This is a genomic window from Pseudomonas sp. Snoq117.2 (assembly GCF_900110545.1).
GTDB classification, from domain to species: Bacteria; Pseudomonadota; Gammaproteobacteria; order Pseudomonadales; family Pseudomonadaceae; genus Chryseomonas; species Chryseomonas benzopyrenica.
The window spans coordinates 1-17,130 of the sequence record NZ_FOED01000027.1 but is presented as its reverse complement, the minus strand read 5'-3'; the positions used below and the strand labels follow the sequence as shown (position 1 = coordinate 17,130).

Annotated in this window: 15 protein-coding genes and 1 pseudogene; 8 read left to right on the top strand and 8 right to left on the bottom strand. The window is 50.9% G+C overall.

The annotated features are described in order from the left end of the window. The coding region (locus tag BMZ43_RS25210) for a transposase (RefSeq protein ID WP_143075336.1) at window positions 1-266 on the top strand (266 nt) is incomplete at its 5' end. Window positions 267-426: 160 nt separating this feature from the next. On the opposite strand, the gene BMZ43_RS25205 is transcribed toward BMZ43_RS25210, so the two are convergent. The 3 genes from BMZ43_RS25205 to BMZ43_RS25195 all read right to left on the bottom strand — a co-directional run bounded on the left by BMZ43_RS25205 (window position 427) and on the right by BMZ43_RS25195 (window position 2,231). Continuing rightward, window positions 427-777, bottom strand: a complete 351-nt coding sequence (locus BMZ43_RS25205; RefSeq protein ID WP_093257678.1) for a DUF3147 family protein — start codon at window positions 775-777, stop codon at window positions 427-429. Between the two features lie 155 nt (window positions 778-932). After that, window positions 933-1,838 carry a cation diffusion facilitator family transporter gene (locus BMZ43_RS25200; protein ID WP_093257676.1) on the bottom strand — a complete coding sequence of 302 codons (906 nt, stop codon included), beginning with the start codon at window positions 1,836-1,838 and terminating at the stop codon, window positions 933-935. 54 nt (window positions 1,839-1,892) lie between these two features. Continuing rightward, on the bottom strand, window positions 1,893-2,231 hold the full coding sequence (locus tag BMZ43_RS25195) for a zinc ribbon domain-containing protein (protein ID WP_093257674.1): 339 nt from the start codon (window positions 2,229-2,231) through the stop codon (window positions 1,893-1,895). Between the two features lie 488 nt (window positions 2,232-2,719). Here BMZ43_RS25195 and BMZ43_RS25190 point away from each other — a divergent pair, with 488 nt between their 5' ends. Both BMZ43_RS25190 and BMZ43_RS25185 read left to right on the top strand, forming a co-directional pair. Continuing rightward, window positions 2,720-4,417 (top strand): phosphoethanolamine transferase, encoded by a 1,698-nt coding sequence (locus tag BMZ43_RS25190; RefSeq protein ID WP_093257672.1) that lies wholly within the window; start codon window positions 2,720-2,722, stop codon window positions 4,415-4,417. 26 nt (window positions 4,418-4,443) lie between these two features. After that, window positions 4,444-5,451: pseudogene (locus BMZ43_RS25185) on the top strand (CocE/NonD family hydrolase); the annotation flags it as partial. A gap of 408 nt (window positions 5,452-5,859) precedes the next feature. Here the strand turns inward: BMZ43_RS25185 and BMZ43_RS25180 are convergent. Further along, entirely contained in the window at window positions 5,860-6,219 is a 360-nt protein-coding gene (locus BMZ43_RS25180) for a histone-like nucleoid-structuring protein, MvaT/MvaU family (protein ID WP_093257670.1), read from the bottom strand. 1,254 nt (window positions 6,220-7,473) lie between these two features. On the opposite strand from BMZ43_RS25180, the gene BMZ43_RS25170 reads away from it, so the two are divergent. The 4 genes from BMZ43_RS25170 (at window position 7,474) to BMZ43_RS25155 (ending at window position 12,102) form a co-directional block, all read left to right on the top strand. Beyond that, window positions 7,474-7,800, top strand: coding sequence for a type II toxin-antitoxin system RelE/ParE family toxin (locus BMZ43_RS25170; RefSeq protein ID WP_093257668.1), 327 nt, complete (start codon window positions 7,474-7,476; stop codon window positions 7,798-7,800). Between the two features lie 140 nt (window positions 7,801-7,940). Then, a complete protein-coding gene (locus BMZ43_RS25165) occupies window positions 7,941-8,225 on the top strand; it encodes a helix-turn-helix domain-containing protein (RefSeq protein ID WP_093257666.1) in 285 nt (94 codons plus the stop codon). 152 nt (window positions 8,226-8,377) lie between these two features. Next, window positions 8,378-8,719, top strand: a complete 342-nt coding sequence (locus BMZ43_RS25160) for a GapS6a family protein (protein ID WP_093257664.1) — start codon at window positions 8,378-8,380, stop codon at window positions 8,717-8,719. Between the two features lie 20 nt (window positions 8,720-8,739). Further along, window positions 8,740-12,102 carry a GapS6b family protein gene (locus BMZ43_RS25155; RefSeq protein WP_093257662.1) on the top strand — a complete coding sequence of 1,121 codons (3,363 nt, stop codon included), beginning with the start codon at window positions 8,740-8,742 and terminating at the stop codon, window positions 12,100-12,102. Window positions 12,103-12,196: 94 nt separating this feature from the next. On the opposite strand, the gene BMZ43_RS25150 is transcribed toward BMZ43_RS25155, so the two are convergent. The 4 genes from BMZ43_RS25150 to BMZ43_RS25135 are packed head-to-tail and all read right to left on the bottom strand — an operon-like array spanning window position 12,197 to window position 16,899. Continuing rightward, on the bottom strand, window positions 12,197-12,604 hold the full coding sequence (locus tag BMZ43_RS25150; protein WP_371913905.1) for a TetR family transcriptional regulator: 408 nt from the start codon (window positions 12,602-12,604) through the stop codon (window positions 12,197-12,199). A gap of 1 nt (window position 12,605) precedes the next feature. Beyond that, window positions 12,606-14,483, bottom strand: coding sequence for a site-specific integrase (locus BMZ43_RS25145; RefSeq protein WP_256345860.1), 1,878 nt, complete (start codon window positions 14,481-14,483; stop codon window positions 12,606-12,608). 8 nt (window positions 14,484-14,491) lie between these two features. After that, window positions 14,492-16,180 carry a hypothetical protein gene (locus BMZ43_RS25140; RefSeq protein WP_093257658.1) on the bottom strand — a complete coding sequence of 563 codons (1,689 nt, stop codon included), beginning with the start codon at window positions 16,178-16,180 and terminating at the stop codon, window positions 14,492-14,494. Continuing rightward, window positions 16,180-16,899, bottom strand: coding sequence for a tyrosine-type recombinase/integrase (locus BMZ43_RS25135; RefSeq protein WP_093257656.1), 720 nt, complete (start codon window positions 16,897-16,899; stop codon window positions 16,180-16,182). The genes BMZ43_RS25140 and BMZ43_RS25135 overlap by 1 nt, the downstream gene beginning before the upstream one ends. On the opposite strand from BMZ43_RS25135, the gene BMZ43_RS25130 reads away from it, so the two are divergent. Then, the coding region (locus BMZ43_RS25130) for a transposase (RefSeq protein ID WP_143075335.1) at window positions 16,872-17,130 on the top strand (259 nt) is incomplete at its 3' end. The genes BMZ43_RS25135 and BMZ43_RS25130 overlap by 28 nt on opposite strands.

The window sequence follows — 17,130 nt, the reverse complement described above, 5'->3', positions numbered from 1 at the left end:
AGATTGCAGCGCGTCGCAGCACCTATTCCAAGCTGAACCAGCGCAGCGTACTGTACAAAGCCAAGCGCAAGATCGAGTTCTGCAAGGCTCAGACACGGGCCAAGGTCGAGCATCCGTTTCGCGTGATCAAGCGGCAGTTTGGTTACGTGAAAGTACGTTTTCGTGGGCTGATGAAAAACACGGCTCAGTTGACCACGCTGTTCGCCCTGGCAAACCTGTGGAGGGTTCGAAAACAGCTCATGGGTATGGGTGAGGTTCGCGTTTAACACGGAGAACCGGTCGAAAAAGCTCTCCGTACATGATTTTTCGGTCACTTTTCGTCCAATGACGCTGTAGGTGCCTGGAAAATTGCAACTTGCCGCGGCTGCACGACAAGTTGATCGGAGCATCCTTAAGACTCATCAAGATGATGCTGCGGTCAAAGGATCATAGAAGCTGAATGCCGAACCGGCGCAGCAGTATGGCGAAGCATCCGAAACTGGCCATTGTGATGAGGATGCTGCTGATAAGTGTCGGCCAGAAGCCGAGCTTAGGTAGCAGCAACGGGAACGCGATAAACATCGGCAGTGTCGGAAGCACGTACCAGAACGTGTACCAAGCATGATTGGAAATCTTCTCCATGCTCTGGTTCTCCAAATAAAGCCAGACCAGCGTCAAAACAGTGACCAGGGGTAGGGCGGCGACCAGGCCGCCCAGCTTGTCACTGCGTTTCGCCAGCTCTGATACGAGAATCACTATTCCGGCAGTGAGTAGGTACTTCGTGATGATCCAAACCATCGCTGAACCTTCTGGAGATAGTGGACGGGGGGGCAAGACATTCTCCAACCCCTCTCGAAGTGCTCCTGCCGTTTACGCCATCCTTCACCGCATTTTTTCTACGACATCCCCCTCAGCCAGGAGGGGGATGTGTTTGCAGGGTGTTTACCGATCGATCAGTGCGAGGGCGAGGGAACGCTCTCGTGGAAAGCTGCCCGCTCGATCTGGATAGTGCAGTGATGGATTTCAAATCCATCGCTGACAGCGTCCACAACGGCCGCCAGCACCGTATCCCCATCTGCAGAATCCCGTACCACTACGTGCGACGTCATCACGTTGCTGCCACTGCTGACGGCCCAGACGTGCAAGTCATGAACGTCCTTGACGCCATCCACGCCGAGGATGGTGGCCTCGATTGCCGTAACGTCGAGCCCCCTCGGAACACCCTCCATGAGGATCCCCAGGCTTTCGCGAAGCAACTGCCACGTCCGCGGCAGAACCCAAAGGCCGATTGCCACAGCGACAATCGTGTCGACCCAGGACCAGCCGGTGAAGCGGATGATGAGTGCCGCGATGATTACGCCTAGCGAGCCGAGCATGTCGCTCCAAACTTCGAGGTAGGCGCCTTTGACGTTAAGGCTCTCGTTGCTCGCAGATGCCAGAAGGCGCATCGAGATTAGGTTGATGATCAGGCCGGCGATTGCGATCCACATCATCGCTCCGGTAGCGATCTCCGCCGGCATGAAGAAGCGCTGGTAGGCCTCGTACAAGATGTACATCGCCACCAGGAAGAGCAGCACGGCGTTGAAGGTCGAAGCCAGAATCTCCAGGCGCGCATAGCCGAAGGTTCTTTTCTGATCCGCCGGCCGCTTGGCTATCTGAAGTGCAATCAGTGAGATCGCCAAGGCGGCAGTATCTGTGAACATGTGAGATGCGTCCGACAGCAGCGCCAGGCTGCCGGTAATCCACGCACCGATCACTTCTGCAATCATGAAGCTGCCAGTCAAGGCGAGTGCCATGATTAGCTTCTTCTGATGCCCCTCGCGTACTGCAGCGCTGCCATGGTCATGATTTGAACCCACGTATTTCTCCTTGCGCAGGGTTGTGGTCTCGTTGGCCTTCCTATCTGCCTATCGTTAGAGCGTCGCTTGGCCACACTGACTGCAGAATTTTGCTCCTGCGCTCAGCAACGAGCCACAGGCGGTGCAACCACTCGATAGTGGTGTTCCGCAGTTTAGACAAAAGCGTGCTGACGGATCGTTTGCCGTCCGGCACTGCCTGCAGCCCTGCAGATCTTTGATGGGGGCTGGAGTGGCAGGGCGCCCGCCGTCATACACCTGGTTGCCGCCGTCGCAGCCCTGCTGCCGGCCATGGCGATCATATTGCTCGGCCCCATGTCCTCCGCTGTGGTGCTTGCCTCCGCCGTGTTTTCCACGGCCATGGTGCCCGCCCAGGATATTTTTGAAAAAGCTCATGGTATTTGCCCCTCATTGATAGGTGACATATTAACGAGCAAAAGTTGAAAAGAATGTTCTGCTCGCGAGAAAGACTTGTAAGCTAAAGTGAAAGTTCAAAATCAGCCTACGTCAAAACGAAACCGTTTTGTTTGTGAAATTAAATTTATCTAGCTGAGCGGCGCTCTGCGTTTAATGGATGGTGTAGCCCTAATTTTGATCATAGCCCGGTCGATGGCAATTAAAACAGCAGTTATTGCATTTCTGTCAGCATTGTAATCACGAGGTCATCGTGTCGTTATCAGGCGCCGGAAATAATGCGCTCAGCGAGATTTGTTTCTCTTTTGTCCCTATGCCTCACACATTCTAAGCGTCTCCAACGCCTAGGGTCTAAGGCCCCTGGCGCTCCGCACATTGCGCAATCGCTCAGCATCTGTCGAAGGTTTGCCAAGCAGCTCCCGCTAACTCCACAGCTAACGCATGGATAAGCAGCCTCTCAGAGTTTGATAATGACACCTTCAAAATCCATTGTTCACACCCTGTTAAGTAAATGGATCTTTGCTATTCGCACTGCCCGACAGGAAGGAATCAGCACTAATCTGCTCATTGGGCTGGTAACTCTTTGGTTGCTGCTATTCGCGAATGCTGAGCTCTGGAGCGTGCTCTGGAAGCTGGTATTCAAAACCGATGAAGTGAACTGGCTGCTAGCAGCTAGCCTCCCAGTCATAGTATTCGCATGGGTGTTTACCGTTCTGAGCTTGCTGTCATGGGCGCGGCTGACCAAACCTTTGCTATGTCTCGTACTGATCAGCGCGGCTTTTGCGAGTTACTTCATGAATGCCTATGGCATCGTGATCGATTACACAATGTTCACCAACGTTGTGGAGACAGACGTCGCTGAGGCAACCGAGCTGCTGAATTGGAAGCTCGGTCTGTGGGTCGCAATGGTTGGGGTGTTGCCCGTCTACCTGATCTCCCGGGTTCCCCTCCGGCGCAAGCCTTGGGCCAGAGCTTTGGTCAGCAGGGTCATTGCTCTGTCGCTCGCTCTGTTGACCTTGTCTGGCATCGTGCTGAGTCAATACCAGTCATATGCCTCCTTGCTGCGCAACAATCGGGAGATCCGACTGATCCTGGTACCCACCAACTTGTTTGCGGCTGGCCATGGTTACCTGAAGCGCCAGCTGGCCACACCTAAAACGCTGACGGCCATTGGAACTGATGCGGTAGTTAATCGACAGGGGGCGGCCCGTAAACCTAGGCTGCTGGTACTGGCTGTAGGAGAGACCGCCCGCTCCGCCAACTTCTCCCTCAATGGCTACACCCGTGAAACGAACCCGGAGCTGGAAAAACGCAACGTCATCAGCTTCTCCAACGTCAGCTCCTGCGGCACCGCCACCGCAGTTTCGTTGCCATGCATGTTCCTGGATGTGGGTAAGGCCGAGTACAAAGATGGCTTGGCCAAGAGCCGAGAAGGGCTGCTCGACGTGCTTCAACGCGCAGGCATTAGTGTCATGTGGACTGACAACAACTCGGGGTGCAAAGGGGTCTGCGACAGGGTTCCCAACCACAAGGCTGCCTCTCACGCGGATCCCCAACTTTGCACCAGCGAGGAGTGTAAGGACGGGGTGCTGCTCTCGGAGATGCAAGACTTCATCAAGCGTCAGGAAGGCGATGCTGTCCTGGTGCTCCACTACAAAGGTAGCCATGGCCCGGCCTACTACAAGCGCTACCCCGCGCAATTCAAGAAATTCACGCCGGTGTGCGAGACCAACGAGCTCGACAAATGTAAGCAGCAGGAAGTGCTCAATGCCTACGATAACTCGATCCTTTACACCGACTACGTTACAGCCGGGCTGATCGACATCCTGGCAGCGAACACCAAATTCGACACTGGGCTCCTGTACGTTTCTGACCACGGAGAATCACTGGGTGAGGGTGGGCTCTACCTGCATGGGCTGCCTTATGCGATGGCTCCTGAAGAGCAAACCAAGGTGCCATTGGTGCTTTGGATGTCCGATTCTCTTGCGAAGAGTGAAAGGCTCAACGTCGGCTGTTTGAAAGCTCAAGCAAGCTCACCTCTTAGCCACGACAACCTGTTTCACACAGTGCTCGGGATGATGAATGTCCAGACGTCCTCGTACCGCTCAGCCTTGGATTTCACTGCCCCGTGCAAGCCCTTGCCAGGAGGCTCTTACTCAGGCCTCTAAGACACGAAGTAGGATGGCCCCTCACCGCGAACGGTAAGGCACCACAACGACTCGTAATGGGCCCTTGGCTGCATGGTGACCGCAACATTAGCCACAGCGGTGATGCCGAGTTTGGCCCAGCCGCTGCCTTCGATGGGCAAGTGGCGCAGGATTGGCTGTCCTGTCGTATTGAGTGGTTTGTAAGCCATCTGCAGCTACAGATCATTGCACCAGCCCAACAAGTGCAGGTATTCATGATGGGCGGTGGTAGTGGTCGCAAGCTTCAGGACACGCGAATAGATCATGGTGGTAAGTGGCTTGATGCTGAGCAGTGGCCATTGCCTGGCAGCCAGCAGTTGGATCTTTATCTTCATCCTGACGGTCAGTTGAGCAAAGGGGAGCCACCGGCAACTGATGCTGCTTGCCACTTCCTCGCCGATCCATCTAATCCAGTACCGACCATCGGCGGCGCGCTGACTTCCGGCGCTCCTGTCTTCGAAGGCGGAGCGTTTGATCAGCGAGAAACACCACGCTTTTTCGGCGCGCGCGGAGATGGCAGTGCCATCTGCCAGCGCAGCGATGTGCTGTGTTTCGAAACTGAGCCGCTGGAAGCTGACCTTGCTGTCGCCGGTCCGATAACGATCCAGCTGTGGGTCGAGACCGACGGCTTAGACACTGACTTTACCGCTAAGGTGGTCGACGTCTATCCGCCAAGCGATGACTTCCCAGAGGGGTATGCCATGAACATTACAGACGGCATCATTCGTTGCCGTTACCGGGACAGCTGGAACGATCCGAAGCCGACGGTACCTGGGGAATGTTTCAAGGTGCAGATCGAACCGTTTGCAACCTGCAACTTGTTCAAGCGCGGTCACAGCTTGCGCCTTGAGATTGCCGGCAGCAATTTCCCACGGTTCGACGTAAACCCCAACAGCGGTGAGCCGGAAGGCTGCGCGAACAAAAAAAGGACTGCTCGAAATACCGTACATATGGGGGCTAAGCGGCCCTCCAGGATTCAGCTAACGGTCGTCCAAGCACCAGCTGGTAGCTGGTAGCTGATAGCGGTATAGCGGTATAGCGCTATCGCTTGGCAGCAGTTCTGGACAGCTGCCGAGCGCTGTCCCTGTAAACCAGTTTTTTACCTGTTAGCCACTGTAGTTAACAGGTAAAAAAATAGGTTTACACGATGCTACGCAGCGATCAATCGAATGGACAGGTCAGTAAGAGGGGGAGTGATCCAGTGAAGCACGAGCGCAGTCAGAAGGCTTGCGATGGTGTTAACTGAGATTGAGACGAGAGCGTTACGCATTTTGGAGAGTCCATTTTTGAAGTGGACCTCTATTTAATGCGCATAAACTGTGTGTCACCACCACCCGCAGAAAATTTCGCCACGCCCCGGAATGGGAATTCGCATTCGGGGCGCACCACGATTTATCTCGTGCCAGTAGCCGTCTGCAGTGCAATCAGTTGGCGAGCCAAGACTCGACTATCTCAGCGCCATATTCGTTTTTCCAGGCCTTGAGCGTACGCTGATTACCACCCTTGGTCTCAACAACCTCACCGCTGTGTGGATTCTTGTAGACCTTCACCTCGCGTGGTTTCCGAGAGGTTTTTGGGGTCATATCAGCGGAAGCCACCGCTTGCGGATCGAGGATCAGCACCACTTGACGCAGGCCGTAGCCATACTCGTTGAGCAAACTGCGCAGCTTCGTTTCAAATTCCATTTCCTGCTTCAGGGCAGAGTCATTTTTCAGCGCTTCCAGCTCTGCCAGTTGGGCTGCGAGCTGTTGTTCGAGCAGGCGGAATTCAGCGAGACGGGACATAAGATTCTCCAGAATGGGTACGATGATTTTAGCAATCAAGAAAGAAAGCGTGCTAACTATCTTGTTCCCACATGCCTGAATCGGCAATCACGAGGCTGAGCGAACGGTGTAGATATAAAGGTGGTGTCTTCAGGATCGTCGATCTGGGCGGCTTCACCTGCGAAGAAATCGATCAGCTTTTTGCTTCTCACCCAAACGTACTGCCGGCAAGCCGCGTTTGGAATGGATGGCCCCGCAACGGGGCGAACCCTAGCCTCCCAAAGGTGCTTGAACGCCTCCCTGGTCGACTTCACCAAATACACCGCAATCTCCGGTCCCAAAATATAGCCACGCCTGAATCTTTCGATCGCTTGCCCGATTCGCATGCTTATGCACGTTCCACAATTGTGGCGCCGATCACGTCACGCAGTGGCTACCGGCTCACCCCTCCCTCTCAGTTCTGCGCAGATCAGCCGCCAAGTGCTCAAGGGTCTCTTGTGTGATGTTCATGATGGCCTCGAAAGGTGGCAGAAAATGGTGTGAATCGAGCGCATTGGTAGAGGGGCGAACCGCCGCAAGGCCTATAAACAGGGCGTTGTAAACTACTTTTTTTCACTGTAAACCACAGTGGTTTACAGTGAAAAAAACAGGTTAACAACGTGCAGTCAGAGGTGTCTCCGGATGTGGTCTGCATCAGTGATCAGGAACACATGAAGTATGGCATTTCACTTGCACAGTGAGTGTAGGAGCAGCAGACGGCTGAGGGGGCTTGTGCGTTTCGCGTGCCTTGATCGTCTCCATCGGCAGGAGGTAGAGCGTAAAGAGCCGAATGAAGTCGATGTCGGCCAAGATCTTGAAGCTCAAGCGCGTGTCTGATTTGCGGTCTGGCACCTATCTGATGGGGAGGGCGTTCTCGGGATGAGGGCCACATACCTCTTGCCCGCTTGGGGGCTTTTATGTCGATCAACTGTCTCGGCCTTGAAGAAGTCGTGACTGACTTCTACCTCTCCCCTCAGCTGAAAAACGTCCTCACCCGAAGGATTGGAGGCTTACGCTGGCGGTGTAGGTTTTCCGTCACATATCGAAATCGAAATATTTTTCCGTCACTCACTTGACGTTATCTCGGTATCGATATAATCTTTTCTCGCTGATCGTCGTAAACCCTGCACGAGCCAAAGTGAGGCTGCGGGTACATCAGCACATCCCTAACGACCTGGAGAAGACCAATGAGCGCACAACCGCAATTCTCAACCCCGTTTACAAGGAATCTGACAAATGCTGGACGATCTAAAACCTATCGAGTGGCTGGGCAGCAGTAAGGAAGATCTTCGGGATTTTCCAATGGTGGCGAGGCAGCGGGCTGGGTATCAGTTGGAGCTGATACAAGAGGGTGACGAGCCTGCAGACTGGAAACCGATTGAAGCCGTAGGGCCTGGGACGCGGGAAATCCGCATCAAATGTAAAGACGGGGCTTTTCGCGTGTTTTATGTGGTGAACCGGCCGGACGCGATCTACGTCCTGCATGCGTTCCGCAAGACCACAGAAAAGACGGAAAAGTGCGACATTGACGTGGCGAAAGCCCGGTACAAGTCGCTGGACTGATGGACTGCGATACCCCCTGGTGCTAACCAGGGGGGGGAGTGCCGACCCCTTTCCTTTTTGGCAAGGGGTAAAGCTCTAGGCTCAGTCCGTGCTCGATTAACTTTTCTAAATGCAATAGATGTACTGAGAGGGATTTAATAATGGCAAACGAACGCTCTACCTCCGTGTGGGATGCGTTGGTTGATTCGCCAGAAGAAGCCGAGAACCTTCGGCTGCGCTCCAAGCTCATGCGCGCATTGACCAAGACCATCAAGTCTTGGGACCTGCCGCAGAAGGACGCGGCACGACAACTGCACGTAACTCAGCCGCGTTTGAGTGAACTGCTGAATGGGAAGATTGACAAATTTTCCCTGGATGCACTGGTGAACCTACTGGCCAGCGCAGATCTGGAAGTTGATTTTGTAATTAAGAAAAAAGCCGCTTAATTTAGGCTTAATAAAGCAAGCGGGCTGGCCTTAGGGCTGGCCCGTTTAGTTTTTAAAGGGCCGAATTCGACGAAGGTGCTTCAGCCTAAGGTTAAAGCATTTTTCATGGCGTGGTCCCTTCACATTATTAAGTTAGTTAAGGAGCATTCAATATGGATTTCATTACTACCGGTGTTATCGCAAGTACTGTTTACGACGTCTTGAAAGCGGGCGCGAAACTCAGCGCAGGCGTTCTGAAGGAACGACTGGGCAAGTGGCTGAGAGACGACGTGATTGCAGAGGCTGTAGCTGCTGAGCTTTCGAAGCTTGATATAAATGAGGACTTGAGTGAAAAAGCCATTGAAAAGCGAATCGACCAGTCCCAAAGCTTGGGTGCGCTGATTCACGGAATCAACGCCAAGGTGTCTGTTGTTGCCCCTGCAACGGTGACCAACGTCACTCAGACACATAGCGGAAGCGGCGATAACGTTGGCGTCAACAAGATCGTTAACTGAGCACCAGGGAGAGTCTGCGCGTGAACACTATTCAACAATCCCATAGCGGTGATGGAGACAACGTCGCTCGTGACAAGATCATCAATGAGATCCGGTCGCTGGCTCCGAATGATCTGATACTGTTAATGGAAATGGTGTTCGAAAGCCTCCGCCAGAAAAATCTTGCGGGGGCTAAAGCTCAGATGGCGATGCTCAAGACCATTGCGCAGCGCGATCAGGAATCGGCAGCTTTGGCTGAGGTCATGTCGATACAAGTGGGTCTCACCGAGGCGCAGGATGGTGATAAAGCTTGGGTAACTGTCGCAAGAATCATTGGTACTGCAACGAATCCGATTCTTAGAGATGTCTGTCAAGCCGCCCTGCTGCGGCTTTCTCACGGAACAAAACAAGAGGATGATGCCCGAGCTCTTTACCTTAGGGAGGCTGCACCTGGTATTTATGCCAAGGAAGCTTTCATGCGTTACCACGCTGATGAGGAGCAATTGCAGGAGGCATTAGTGGGCTTTCCGCCCGAACCAGTATTGACTGGTATCGTTGGGGGAGCACTGCGGTTACAGAGCGGTAGTTTGTCGCTTCACGCAGCTGATCGGTTGAATACGTTGTATGGCTCGTACAATTCCAAAGTGCTGCTAGCGATAGCAACCGGCCTCTGTCTCAATCCGGAAATTGCTGACTATCACCTCTGGCTACACCGACCTGAAGTCAAAGATCGAGTTGATGGCCTTAGGGATTCGATCGTTGCCCTTCTTGATGAGTCTGGTACGGATGTAAGATTGCATGATCTCGGTTGCTCGATTTTTAAGGTTTACCAGGGCCAGGAATGCGAAGGACTATTTGAAGCGCTGAAAAGAAATCTGCAGCATATGGATCCTGATCGATCAGTAGAGATAGCTCGTTTCAAAGCGCTTGCTGGGGAGAATTCGCTTTTAGGGCAAGCCGAACTGGACTTGAAGGAAGCGTGTGAGGACCCCAAAAAGCGATCGGTGTGGTGCCGGCAGTTTCTTGATAGCAGCCCACATGCCTTGGAGCAGGTTGGGCCATTCATCAATCTCGCCAGCTCATCAGAGCTTGCAGAGTGGCTGGCAAATGAACGGATCCTATCGGATGCGTCGGCGATGGAAGAAGCATTTATCAGATTGGCCGCGTGCATACATGAACACTCTGGTCACCCTCAATTGCTGATACACCGACAAAATGTCAGTGAGCAGGTTGATCAGTTTGTTGCCGAATGGGCGGAAGTGTTGCCTTCGCTGAACCCGAACAGCGTATTTGATCTGGCTGAGAAACTGGCTGCTGCCGATCTATCGCATAAAGCAATTAAACTGACCACGCCCCTGATTCCTAGTCATGAACTGTGGCCGTCACCTTATGTCATGATTCACATGCAATGTTTGCAACAAGCTGGACAGAACAAGACGTTCAACGAGTTGTTGAAGAGGATTAGTGGAGCAGATCGGTCTGTACCGCTGTTGAGTTTGCAGTCGGTTCAAGCTGAACGGGGCGGCGATACGGCACTCGCGATTGAGTTCAGTGAGGCTATGATCAAGCTCGCTCCGGAGTCACCGTGGCCATGGTACAGGGGCTGCTATCTGCTTGATCGGTACCGTACCCTTGAAGAGCAAAAGATCTTCCATCTGCGAATTCCGGATTTGCTTTTGGTACACCCTTCCCGTGAAGTAAAAGGGATACTCTTTTTCCTAAGCCGAGCAGGGAGCTTCAAGCGTGCTGAGGGGCGGTGGGTCGATTGGATGATTAGAGCACCGCGCAAACACGCAGTGGATTTTGTGAATTTCCATTTTGGTTTGGCGACTGGGCGGAGTGAGCCCATGGATGTTTCCTCATCAATGGAGCAGTGCATTGATGCGGTCCAATACTGCCATGAGCGCGAGAGGCTAGTAAGGCTAATTGTCAACGATGAACACAATATCAGCGAATGTACATTGATGGGCTCTAGTCAAGTGGGACAGCTCTTGCTGAGGCTGTCCCCTGGTGAGAGCGAAAACCTAAATATGGCAACCTTTAAGCTTGAGGAGCGTTTGCCGCCGTACGTTGCCTGCTTGCGAATTGCACTCAAGTTACGCCATCTCCATAACGATGGCCATGATTGTTTCGTGATGATGCAGATGCCTTCTGACCCTGCTGAGTTCATTCCTTTGTTGGAAGAGAAGATGGCTGAAGGCGCGGAGCGGCGTGAGCGATTGCAGTCAATGGATGCGATTCCGCTCTATCTTCGTGGCCATGCGCTGTATCCATCCGATGCTTTTAAAGCCGCCCTGAATTGCTGGAGCGACTCAAAGGTTCCCAAATCTGCATTGAGCGACGTCGGAGAGGCTGAGCCTCAGGAGGTCGTCTTGGATGCATATAGTATTGGGTATTTGGCGGCTACCAATCTTGCGAGATGCGTGCTCGGCAGCGGTGTCACCTTTGTTCTGCCCGCCGCTACTAAAGAGGCATTGGAGCAATTTCTGAGTGAGATTACTGACGACAATTTCATGATGTTAGGTGTAAATGATGCAGGGAGGTTATCCAGAACAACGGCATCGGATGTGAAGGAACGAGATGCGCACGTTATTGAAGCAATTAAGCTCATACTGAAAAATGCCAAGGTTGTGCTGCCATTAGTTCATGATGCTGAGCTAGAAATGTTAACTATCAAGGACGGTGTAGATGTCACTGTTTTTGACGCAATGCAGCTATCGATTGCTAACAAAATTCCCTGGTTTTGTATGGACGGTGCTTTCATAGCACTGCACAGAGCCAATGGACATCCGTTAGTAGACACCCAAGCCGTGCTGCTTCGTGCGATGAATAGCTCACCTTTTGAATTTTCACAGCTACGTCATTCCTTGGTCCTCTACGCCTTAGGGGCATTACCTCTCCCGGTCACTCTTCAAGATCTATACAGGCTGTCCAGTACACATGACTCGCTTGCAGGACTCATCTTATTTAAGATAATCGAGACACATGGGCGCGAAATCTTTAGTCCTGAAGGCCGGCTAGAGTATCTTTTGGATTTTATGTTTCTGCATCTACTGACCATGTTTGGACGAGAGTCTGCAGCTATCCGATCTCGTTACAGTCCTTGGGTTACATATACATCCCATGTATTTAATCATGGATTGAGTCTTTATCTTGAACTGTCTGAGAGGGGAAGTGGTGAACTTCGTTTGGCGGCTGCGGTTCGTCATATGGGGCGTACGGCACAACGAATGTCTGCGAATGGTGGCGACTTCCGGCCATTTATTAGAGAGTTGTTGGATCGTTTCATCAGCTTCACCCAAGGTCGGTTCATGGACTGGAGTGTTGTAGGTCAAAACTACAGATTGCTATTGCAGCAGGAACAGGCAGCAGCCAGTAACTATGAGTCTGCAGAGATTGGGTAGATCGCAACTGTATAAGAATTAATGGCGCGTATTACTAGCGGTTAACGGTGGTGGTGGTGTTAAACGCATTAATTATTATCAGGATGCGAGTTTTTCAGTCTTTTTTAGAGGTAATGGTGATGATTCGGTCATCATTCTGTTTGGCTTTCATGATTTTGTTGTCGATCATCAGCACCTCGTTTAATGAAGTGAGTTTGGAGATTTTGTATTGAAGCTTCGCTATTTCCTCACGTAATGCGCGTACTTTTTCCCGTTCACTATGTAGTTTTTGAGTTTTTAAATCGCGCTGAGCACGACTTGAACGACCTTGGGATTCACGGATGGCTTCAGCGACCTCCGGGTAATGGTTATGAATTAGAGCTGCAGAAACGCCTGCCTCACGGGCTACTGCGGCGATAGTTATCTTTTTATCTCCTGTTTGGGATCGGCCGTGCTCTATTCTTTTCAGTGCGAGCATTAGATCTCTTTTTCGAGCGTCAGCTGGCTTACTTTTAGCTTCCACTTTAATTATCCTCCGCGTCAAACCCGAGCTGTAAGAGAACATCACGGCAGCGCTCCAGATCACGCATGACGCGAGATCGACCGCCTTCTCCAATGTCGTCGCACTTTAGCAACTCATTAAGGCTACGGTACATGTGGCTGTAAATCTTTAAATGCGCTCGCCCTATAACAGCGTTGTTGCAATCGCCACAACGGGTCCTTTCTAATGTATTTCCTATACAGGCATCATTGTCTGCGGTGCACCAGGCATGACCATTGCTACGAATTGAAGTGCTCTCTGCGATAGTGAGTACCATTGTTCGATGGTCTTTGAACAAAGCAAGGTTGGCTGGATCGCGCTGCCAGCGCTTGAGTGACTGTCCATAGCCTCCGGCCAAAGAGTCTTCAGATATCCAGTCACTTACTGTGCGAACTTTAATGTCCGTGAGTTCAGATTGGATGTCATCATAAAGCTCAAGGTCAAACTGCTGCCCCCATTCATCATCCATAGCATAGCCAAGTGTCATGTCCATACTCCAATGTGCAAAATGCTCACGGAGGTAGCGTAGATCGCCGAATTGGCTATGTGCTACGTAGTTGGCAAATTTTCGACGAAACTGGTGGCTATTGAGCGTCCAATCGAGTCCCGCGGCTTTGCAGAATTTTTCTAACTTATCATCCCAGCTTGTATGAGAAAGCACTCTGGCCTCATTTTTCTTACGCGTTGAGACTCCGAGAAATAAAGCACTTTTATGATTGATCGCTTGGGCGATTGCTGGGTCAAGAGGATTTGAATCAGTGCGATGATTGATTTCTGCAGAAATTAACGCCTGGTACGGTACGGCCCACCGTTCCATAAGTTTTATGGCGTGAACCGCTACCTCGGGAATCATCCAGTCATGTATACCTGTTTCGGTTTTTGAAGAATTCGAACGTAACCAGTGATAGATTAACCCATCTTCATCTTCTGTGTATTGATGTGCCCCAAGTCTGATGTCAGCTAATTCGTGATTGCGACAGCCGGAAGTAGAGGCAATTACGATGTAGCATGAGGTTCGCAAATCTATTAGCGACTTCCTGAGCGCGGCTAGCCCATCTTTCCAGCCCAAAGAAACCAGAAATCTATTTTTTGCTTTACTTTTAGGCCACGAGTTTACAAGTCGATTTTCAGTTATGTAATTATCGAATGCATCACGAATATCCAGCAAGCGCGAACCATCAAGTAACTTCTCATAGGCCTTCTCAAATAGAGTGCAGAATACCGAGTCCGGCAAGAGTGGTGTCACACATGCATAAGGTTGAGCAATTTTTTTTCCCGCCAACCCCACCATTGCACTTGGTGAAGTTTCTGGCCAAGGGGGCTGAGGGATCGGGTCAGTAGTATATTGGCTCAATTCGTAGAGTGCTTCTACGGCTGTAAAGCGCTTCACTAAGGTCGCGGGTGAAAGTGGTTTGTTTTTTTTACGCTTTGGTATATGCGATTCTTTACACTCATGGATGTAGTTGGCATATACTAGGTTTGTAATTTTACCAAGGCTAGTTATTTGAAGGTTGTCGATGTAGTTTAAGAACTGCACGATGTTGGAAAACAGCCTTTTAACTGCCATTCCTCTTGGGCGTTTTTGCTTCTCTCTGCCGCGCCTTAGGTAACGATACATTATTTGCTTCATTATCGGCCTGAAAATAATTGGGGCCTTTAGGAAGTCGATGTGTCGTTCGCTAGTGCGTGCATTACTTGGTATGCCATCCAGTTGCCAACGGTCGTGCTCGTATATGCTTAGAACTACCCATTGGTCATATATTTTTGTGGCGGTAATTATCATGGCGTCGCGCTGATTCTCCGGTATTTCACGAAGGTCAGAAGGCTGAAGTTCAATGGCTTCCCACTGCTTAGTTCCCATGATGCCACTCATGTTAAGGTGGCTAGAGGTAGTGAAACATCATATGACCAAAAGGGGTGTGGCGCGGATCGCGCTCGTTCACGTGCACTTTCAACTTGGCTCTTCTTGAAAGTGCCTCGCCTCAAGCCTTCCGCTACTATATAGTTATCAATTAAGCGAGGAATATGTGAATACTCCTTAGTCCAGCGTCGTTTATCCATGTGCGGGCGTTCGGCGAAAACTCGAAAATAAAAGCTGAAAAGCTTATGCAGATCTTCAGCTGTTACAGCGTAATGCCTACAGCGTAAACAGTTGAGGAAGTTTGTGCAGGTTGCGCCAGCCGTTTTAGGGGCGTATTGGCCGTTTATAGGGTCACTGCAGCGTCCCGCTGGAGTATTTTTATATGTTGCTCCTATACTCCCTGATAGCAACTCTTGCACCAAGAGCTTACCCATAAATAGCCAATTGCGTTTTGAGTCTTCATTCGGAGCTAGATAGTTTCTCCCAGCTACCTGAGGCGTATTACCAAGCGCGATTGCAGTTGTTACTATATCGCCACCCGTCAATTCGTAGATGCGATTTCCGAATGACTTGCGTAGGCGTGAGATATTAATTCGCAGTGGCTGACCATCAACGTCTACAAGTCCATAGTCCGATGCAAGTTTCTTGCAGGCGCGCATCATGGTATAAGCTGTCGGAGTGCTTATCTCACTATAGTCTTTACCTCCTCGCATACGATAGATCCACACCCTGGTTTTAAGATGTTTCGGTGCCTCTGGAATCAACTCCTCAGTTCTGGCAATCACCTGCAGAATTAACCGCTCGATATTTGCTTTGATCGCTGGGATGGATTCCATTGCTTTCTTGTCTTCCGGTTCGCCACGCAAAGCTACTTTATTTGTGTTGTGTCCGCGCCGTTTCCATAGAACTAGGAATTTCGTGTTTTCTTTTGGGTGGGGGCGAAGGCAATCGCGGTGCATTTCAAACAGGGCAGTGGTATTGCGGCCAGTGTGTAAGGCTATGATCAGCAGCGCATAACATAGTAGTTCGCATGTCAACGGCTCATCAGCATCCCAGATGGGTAGTACCGCATGCTTAACGGCGCTTGCGAAAGCCTGGCGCTGAGCTTTTGGTAGCGCTGTTTCGCCACGAACTTTCCTGTTGTGATTAGGGAATGGGTTTGGAGGAAATGTAGCCTCATCTCCAGCAGGAATCAACTTTATAACTCCGCGATGTCCTAGTGCGACTAGCACCCCTTTGATAGATAAATATATACCCCTTTGGTAACTCTTAGACTCTGTTTTGCTAGCGAGATGGGAAATGAAGTCGTCTATCAGGTTTCGATCAATGTTAGATGGCGTTAATTCATGATCTAAGGATTTCGCTTGCAGTATAAGAAAATCAAGAAATTTAGCTATTCCGTTGCGGCAGTAATTTACTACAGTGGCGACTTCGATGAGGTTGTCCTGTGACGCTAGGAATCTTTCAATTTGATTTTGACAAGCGTAAGTGATTGAGTCTATGCCTACATCATACCACGGCGAGAAGTCAAACTTTCGATAGGGTGTGGTGTTTATTCCGCAGTCGACATGCTTGATGGCTGGCGGGATGACTTTAGCAGTAAATTCATATTTTTCTACTTGACCGCTAGCGCCAGAAACATTATCAGTCTGTTCAGTACTGTATTCAGTTCTGATGTAAAGTTTTCGCTTTCCCATCAGATAGACTCCATGAAGTTGTTTATTTCATCGTCGTAAGCCAGGACAGCACTGTCAGCTAGTTCGTTTATCAAGTGCAGGTATATCATTGTGCTCTGAATTGAAGTGTGTCCGAGTTGCCTTTGCACGAATATCAATGGGTCTATGTCGCCACGACTCCGCTGAAGTATGGATAAAGTATGGGTAGCGTAAGTGTGGCGAAGCATATGCGGGTGGACGCGTATACCTACTTTGTCACCTGTGTTCCGCACAATACGCTCTATGCCTTTCCCATCGTTAGAGAATGGTTCGCCGAATTGGTTGAGGAATAAATTTTCGTATTTTTGATGGCTCAGCGAGCTTCGCTCGCCGCGAACCTGCACAATATATCGATGGAGATCACTTACGAGCCGTTTGCTGATATAGATGTCACGAGGTCTACTCCCTTCTGTCAGCATGCCAAGGCCATCAAATGGGTCTAGGCGGATTCGAAGGTTTCGAACACTTGAGTCGGCTTTGGTTGCGTGGAGTATATAGCTCAGAGGGAATGTTGCAATTTCCTCTCGACGTAAGCCTGTCTGTAGAGCCAACCTAATTATCATTCGGTGATGGGGGTTTTTAGCGGCAGATATAAGTTGTCTTGCCTCAGTGAATCGCCCCTGGTTTCGTAGACACCTCCAAGCCTCATAATGAGGCCCAAATAGGAGGTGCCATGAGTCGTCAGCGTTACCCCGAAGAATTCAAGATCGAAGCGGTCAAGCAAGTGACCGAGAAAGGCAATCCTGTCGCCGATGTTGCCCAGCGCCTGGGCATGTCTGTTCACAGCCTCTACGCCTGGATCAAGCTCTACAGCAAACCCCAAGAGCAGCGTCAGCAAGACGATGAGCAGCAAGCCGAACTGCGCAAGCTTCGCGCAGAACTCAAGCGCGTGACTGAAGAGCGAGACATCTTAAAAAAGGCCGCCGCGTACT